This window comes from Clostridium sp. ATCC BAA-442 (genome assembly GCF_964239415.1).
Taxonomy (GTDB): Bacteria; Bacillota; Clostridia; order Oscillospirales; family Oscillospiraceae; genus Flavonifractor; species Flavonifractor plautii.
In genome coordinates, this window is the sequence record NZ_CAXSQB010000033.1 from 24,204 (window position 1) to 30,203 (window position 6,000).

Consider the following 6,000-nt stretch of genomic DNA (forward strand, 5'->3'; position numbering starts at 1 on the left):
CGTCTGTTTCTCTGGGGTCTGCAGATCACTATATGGCCGTACTCACTGGAAATATGCCACAATCTCGGAGGCAATGGACTTTACACTCTCAAACATGCCGTCCAGTCCGGCGACCGCCTCGTCCTGGTTGAAAAAGGTCACGGTGTCCGGCTCGGACAGGTCCACATACACCACCTGCCCGTTCTGCGGCCGAACCATGGCACCACTGGCTGTCATGGTCTCCTCAATGCTGCTCAGATCATAAGACAGCTCATACGCGGTGCGCAGCTTGGCCTCCTCCGACTGGAGAGCAGTCATCTCACTGCGCAGCTCCACCACCTGCTGGGAGATGGTGGTCAACTGCACATAGCTGAACAGCAGCAGCACGGCAAACACGCCCACCGCCAGAAATCCCACCACAGCGAAGGGGGAGACCAGTCCCGCCTCCCGTACCCGCACCCGGGGCCGGACCACCGCCCGCTCCCGCGGCCGAACCATGGGCCTGGGCCGAAGAACCTCCTCCCGCTGGAGCTGCCGCGCCGCGGAGCCATCATACGCGTCATAGGGTACGCGGCTGTAATTCGTGTATCTGCTTCTGCGCTTGACGGCAGTTGCCATGAGTCCGTCCACTCCAATCTCTTTGGTAAATTCGGTGCTCCTACCGTTTTTCCGCTACCCGGAGCTTGGCGCTGCGGGCCCGGGGGTTCTCCTCCAGCTCTGCCGCTCCGGAGACAATGGGCTTTTTGTTGACCAGCTTCACCTGGGGCTTCTTCCCGCACACACAGACGGGAAAATCCGGCGGACAGGTACACCCCTTGGCGAAAGCCGCCAGGGCATTTTTCACGATACGGTCCTCCAGCGAGTGGAAGGAGATCACCGCCAGCCGCCCACCGGGGTTCAGCCGGGGCACCGCCTCCCGCACCATCCGGTCCACCGAGCCCAGCTCGTCGTTGACGGCGATGCGGATGGCCTGGAAGGTCCGCTTGGCCGGGTGCTGTTTCTCCCGCAGGGCCGCAGGGGGCATGGCCCCCTTGACGACCTCCACCAGCTCCAGCGTGGTCTCAATGGGGCGCTTGTCCCTGGCCCGGACGATGGCTCCCGCGACGGCGGGGGCGTACCGCTCCTCCCCATATTGCCAGAGGATGCGCCGCAGCTCCTCCTGGGGCCACTCGTTGACCACCGCCCGGGCCGTCAGGGTGTCGGTCTGATCCATGCGCATATCCAGGGGGGCGTCCGTCCTGTAGGAAAAGCCCCGGGATGCGTCGTCCAACTGGGGGGAGGACACCCCCAGATCAAAGAGCATGCCGTCCACCCCGTCCAGGCCCAGCCCGTCCAGGATGGCGTCCAGCGCACAGAAATTGCTGTGTACCAGGGTGACCCGCTCCCGCCACGGCGCCAGCCGCTCCTCCGCCGCGTCCAGAGCCGCCTGATCCCGGTCCACGCAGATGAGCCGCCCGGTGGTCAGCCGCCGGACAATCTCCCGGCTGTGGCCCGCCCGGCCCAGAGTGCCGTCCAGATACACGCCCTCCGGCCGGATGGCCAGGGCCTCAATGCACTCGTCCAGCAGCACCGGCTTGTGGGAAAATACCTGCTCACTCATATCAGAATCCAAGCGCCTCCATACAGGCCGACATCTTCTCCGGCGTCATCTCTTCCTCCTCCTGGGCCTGCCATGCGTCCGCGCTCCAGATCTCCGCCCGGTCGTTGACACCCAGGATCACCACGTCCTTGTCCAGACCGGCATACCTGCGCAGCTTCTGGGGAATGACGATGCGGCCCTGGCTGTCCAGTTCACACTTGGCCGCGTTGGCGAATAGGGGGCGCATGGCCTTGGATTGACTCATAGGCAGGGAGGAAAATTTTTCTGTAAACCGGTCCCAGGTAGACTGGGGATAGATGGCCAGGCAGGCGTCTACACCCATCGCCAGATAGAAGGTGACACCCAGCTCCTCCCGGAGCTTTGCGGGAATGAACAGACGGCCCTTGGCATCAATGCTGTGCTCATAGGTGCCGGTCATGCTGCTCACTTCCCCCCACTTTACTGCTTAAGAGCGGTGATTTGCTCCACTTCGCCCCACTTTCTTCTCTAGTATAAATGTTCTGTTACAGAATTGCAACAGTTTTTTCTTCTTTTTTAACGGGAAAAATGCCGATTTTTCCACTGAAACCCCTGCTTTTCGGCACTAAAAACATATGTTCGATTGCATTTCGTTACAAATGGTATCAAAAAACCGCCATCCCTTGCGGTTTGGCGGCAAAAAAGTCCTATATTTTGCGGTATTACGTAAACAAAAAAACGGTGCAGTCCCGCCGCGCACGCGGTTCGGGATTCGGGTATATTCCCCCAAAAACACCACCTCTTTTGTAAAGCATTTAATAGTATTTATGGAAAATACAGGTATACTTTTAACCACAACAGATATCTGTTCCACAAAATTGAACACATCCGTGCTGAAAAGGGGGTACCTATGGATCAAACACAAGCCGCACCGGAAGCGCACATCACCTACTACGGCGGAAAGTGGGTGGCCTTCGCGCCCATCCTGCTGGCCATCGTGGGGCTAATTTACATCGCGGTCAAGCAGGCGGACGTACCGGAATACTGGGTGGTCTTTCTCCTCCCCATGATCGTCTGCCTGTTCCTGGCCAAGGACAAGACGGCCTACTGCGAGGCCATCATCGAGGGCGCCACCAACAAGGTGGGGGGCATCCTGATCATGGCGGTCCTGCTGGCCGGAATCTGCGGGCAGCTCATTGAGACCAGCGGCCTGGTGGACACCCTGGCCCACTATCTCATTGAGCTCAACTTCCTGGGCAACAAGTTCGTGGCCGCCTCTTTTCTGCTCACCTGCCTGATCGCCTTCTCCACCGGGACCTCGGTGGGCACCATCTTCGTGGTCGGCCCCATTCTTTACCCCATCGGCTATCTGGTTGGGGCCACGCCGGCGCTGATGATCGGCGCGATCGTATCGGGAGCGGCCTTCGGCGACAACGTCTCCCCGGTGTCGGACACTCTGATTGCGGCCTCCTCCTCTCAGAAGGTGGACCTGGGCGGCGTTTTCCGCAGCCGCCTGAAATATGTCCTGCCGGCCGCGGCGTTGACGCTGATCCTCTATCTGGCGCTTGGCTCCCGCGGTGAGGCCGCGGATCTCTCCGCCGTCCAGAGCGCCGCGGTCCGGCCTACGGCCCTGCTGTTCCTGCTGGTGCCCGTGGTGGTGGTGGTCTTCTGCCTGCTCCAGCGCCACTTGCTGGAGGCGCTGAGCTATGGCATCGTCACCGGCGTACTCCTGGGACTGGTCACCGGCACCATCACCTTCAGCGACATCATTTCCGTCCCGGAACCCCTGAGCGCAGGCGGCCTCATCATGGAGGGCATCGAGGGCGCGGTCCCCACCATCCTGCTGGTTATGCTGCTGTTCGCCCAGATCCACCTGCTGGAAAAGGGCGGCTGCATTGATATGATGATCCAGTCCATGGACCGCTTCATTGTCGGTCCCCGCTCCGCCGAGGGCGCCATCGTCGCCATCTGTATCCTGCTCAATGTGGCCACCGGCCTGAACACCGCGGCCATCGTGGGCACCGGCCCCCTGGCCAAGCGGCTGGGGGAGGAGTATCAGCTCCACGGCTACCGCACAGCCAACCTCCTCATCTGCTCCGGCGGCACCCTCAACTACCTGATGCCCTATATGGTGCCGGTGGTGTGCGCCGCCATGATGACAGCCGTCGACCTGCCCGGCGCGGTTCCCGTCTCCACACTGGAGATCGTCACCCACCAGTTCTATCCCATTCTTTTGCTGGTTATGACTATCTTCGCCATCGTCTCCGGCTACGGGCGCACCCTCCTGCCAGACAGCCGCGCCTTCCGGGAGAGCGAAAGGGCTGTGCGCTACTGACCCTCTCCCCGCGCCAGCCGCTCCAAGGCGGGAAGGGCCCGCAGGATATAGCGGCCCTCCCGTTTGAGGAGTATCCCCTCCTCCTCCATGCGCTTCATCACCTTGTTGGTGGTGATGCGGCTTGTATTGATGATACCGGCCACATCCTGGTGGGTAAAGCGGATGGAGATGCGCACCCCCTCCGGGCAGGGCCGCCCATACTGGGCCGCCAGATTGAGGAGGGTCCGGGCAATGCGCCGCTCCGCCTGATCAAAGGAGAGCTCCCGCACCTGACCGAGCAGCACCGTGTTTTTCCGAAAGCAGAGCTCCAGGAACCGCTGATTCAGCGCCCAGTCCTCCCGCAGCGCCTCCAGCATGGCCAGCCGGGGGACGGCATAGGCCCAGGTGTCCACAATCGCCAGGGCCGCCGACGCGTGGGGCTGCCGCTGCAGACAGGCGCTCTCCCCGCACAGGGCGCCCCGCTCCGCGATGTAGAGCTGTTTCTCGTGGCCGTCCGCCCGTGAGGTAGAGATGCAGGCCCGCCCCCGCTGAATGATGTAAAAATGCTCCGCCGGCTGCCCCTGAGTGTAGAGAAAGGTCTTTTTTCGGAACAGGCGCGGCGTTCTCCCCTCGGTCAGCGGGCGCCATGCCGCCGGCTCGACGCTGATCCAGGGTGAGGCATCCGTCAGAATACCGGTCTCTGTCATAATCTGTTTTCCCAACTCCATAATTGGTAATTTTTTACCATTATAGCGTTTCATCTCAAAAAGTCAGTCGATTGGAGGGATGTTGCTTCACCAGTGAAGGAAAACCAGAGGAATACAACCCAGCCATCACCCACAAAAATATAGGAGGTAGTACTTATGTCCGTCGATTTTGAAGCGATCCGCAAGCAGGAGTGGCCCGTTCTGGAGCAGATGGTCTTTCTCGACGCGGCCTGCGTTAGCTTCGCCCCCCAGCGCACGGTGCGGGCGGTGAAGGCCTTCGCCGACATGACCGCCACCCAGGAGGAAGAGAACTCCAGCGCCCACCACATCGCCATGGACTCCCTGCGCGGCAAGGCATACGACGAAGCCGCCAAGCTGCTCAACGCCGACCCGGAGGAGATCGCCCTGGTGGAGAGCACCTCCCACGGCCTGAACATCGCCGCCCGCGGCATTGAGCTGGCCGACGGCGACAACATCATCACCACCAATCTGGAGTTCATTCAGGTGGCCCTGCCCTGGTGTGTGATGCGCCGGGAGAAGAAGATCGAGATCCGGGTATGCAAGACCAAGGACAACCGCTTCACGGTGGACGACTTCGCCGCCCTGGCCGATGAGAGGACCCGCATCATCGTCATGTCCACCCTGGAGTGGTGCAACGGCTGGGCCAGCGACATGAAGGCCATCGGCGATTTCTGTCAGGAAAAGGGGATCTTCCTGGTGGTGGACGCGGTGCAGCAGTTGGGCGTCACCAAGATTGACACCAAGGAGTGCCACTTTGATCTGCTGGTGGCCGGCGGCCACAAGTGGCTGAACAGCCCCTACGGCACCGGCGTGCTCTATGTCAACAAGAACTCCCTGTCCAAGATCAAGCAGAGCTATGCCGGCTACCTGAACACCACCGTTCCCGAAGGCGGCTGGGGCGCCTACTGGGAGAATCCCGCCGCTCCCTCCGTCCACGACTGGACCTTCCCGGAGACCGCCCGCAAGTACGAAATCGGCGGCACCTCCAACTACACCGGCGCCATTGCCCTGGGGGAGAGCCTGGGCCTGGTCAACGAGATCGGCATTGAGAACATCCAGGAACACATCTGGGAGCTCAGCGCCTACTGCATGGATCAATTGGAGGCCATCGGCGCCACCATCATCACCCACCGCGACCCGGGCCGGCGGGGCGGCATCGTCATTGCCCGCCTCTATGACGATCTGGATGTGGACCGCTGGGTACTCAAGCAGCTCCACGCCCGCAAGATTTTTATTGCCCAGCGCTTCACCGACTACGTGGGCGGCTTCCGCATCTCCTGCCAGTACTTCAACAACCACGCCGACATCGACGCCATGGCGGCGGCTATGAAGGAGCTCATCCAGGAGATCGGACGCGCCCCCGACTACAAAGCCCCCTGAGCCCTCTCCCACCGCAAAGCAGAGCCCGGCGGCGGAAGTTC

General features: G+C 61.5%; 6 protein-coding genes. 2 read left to right on the forward strand and 4 right to left on the reverse strand.

Annotated features, from left to right (window positions below):
- Positions 1–42: 42 nt before the first annotated feature.
- The 3 genes from ACESY8_RS13530 to mraZ are packed head-to-tail and all read right to left on the reverse strand — an operon-like array spanning position 43 to position 1,997.
- Entirely contained in the window at positions 43–597 is a 555-nt protein-coding gene (locus ACESY8_RS13530) for a hypothetical protein (protein WP_007495717.1), read from the reverse strand.
- Between the two features lie 40 nt (positions 598–637).
- Positions 638–1,579: a 16S rRNA (cytosine(1402)-N(4))-methyltransferase RsmH gene (rsmH, locus tag ACESY8_RS13535; protein ID WP_007495716.1), complete on the reverse strand. Its 942-nt coding sequence runs from the start codon at positions 1,577–1,579 to the stop codon at positions 638–640.
- 1 nt (position 1,580) lies between these two features.
- Positions 1,581–1,997: a division/cell wall cluster transcriptional repressor MraZ gene (gene mraZ / locus ACESY8_RS13540; RefSeq protein WP_007495715.1), complete on the reverse strand. Its 417-nt coding sequence runs from the start codon at positions 1,995–1,997 to the stop codon at positions 1,581–1,583.
- Between the two features lie 450 nt (positions 1,998–2,447).
- Here mraZ and ACESY8_RS13545 point away from each other — a divergent pair, with 450 nt between their 5' ends.
- The gene (locus ACESY8_RS13545; protein ID WP_007495713.1) at positions 2,448–3,872 is read left to right on the forward strand and encodes a Na+/H+ antiporter NhaC family protein; all 1,425 of its coding nucleotides are present in this window, start codon (positions 2,448–2,450) and stop codon (positions 3,870–3,872) included.
- Here ACESY8_RS13545 and ACESY8_RS13550 read toward each other — a convergent pair.
- Positions 3,866–4,558, reverse strand: coding sequence for a Crp/Fnr family transcriptional regulator (locus ACESY8_RS13550; RefSeq protein WP_009257533.1), 693 nt, complete (start codon positions 4,556–4,558; stop codon positions 3,866–3,868). The two genes, ACESY8_RS13545 and ACESY8_RS13550, sit on opposite strands and share 7 nt — an antisense overlap.
- Positions 4,559–4,714: 156 nt before the next feature.
- On the opposite strand from ACESY8_RS13550, the gene ACESY8_RS13555 reads away from it, so the two are divergent.
- Entirely contained in the window at positions 4,715–5,959 is a 1,245-nt protein-coding gene (locus ACESY8_RS13555) for an aminotransferase class V-fold PLP-dependent enzyme (RefSeq protein ID WP_009257532.1), read from the forward strand.
- The last annotated feature ends 41 nt before the right edge of the window (positions 5,960–6,000 follow it).

What these genes read in the sequence shown, in the direction of transcription:
- ACESY8_RS13530 (WP_007495717.1), bottom strand. Translation starts at nt 597, where the DNA reads ATGGCAACTGCCGTCAAGCGCAGAAGCAGATACACGAATTACAGCCGC.
- rsmH (WP_007495716.1), bottom strand. Translation starts at nt 1,579, where the DNA reads ATGAGTGAGCAGGTATTTTCCCACAAGCCGGTGCTGCTGGACGAGTGC.
- mraZ (WP_007495715.1), bottom strand. Translation starts at nt 1,997, where the DNA reads ATGACCGGCACCTATGAGCACAGCATTGATGCCAAGGGCCGTCTGTTC.
- ACESY8_RS13545 (WP_007495713.1), top strand. Translation starts at nt 2,448, where the DNA reads ATGGATCAAACACAAGCCGCACCGGAAGCGCACATCACCTACTACGGC.
- ACESY8_RS13550 (WP_009257533.1), bottom strand. Translation starts at nt 4,558, where the DNA reads ATGACAGAGACCGGTATTCTGACGGATGCCTCACCCTGGATCAGCGTC.
- ACESY8_RS13555 (WP_009257532.1), top strand. Translation starts at nt 4,715, where the DNA reads ATGTCCGTCGATTTTGAAGCGATCCGCAAGCAGGAGTGGCCCGTTCTG.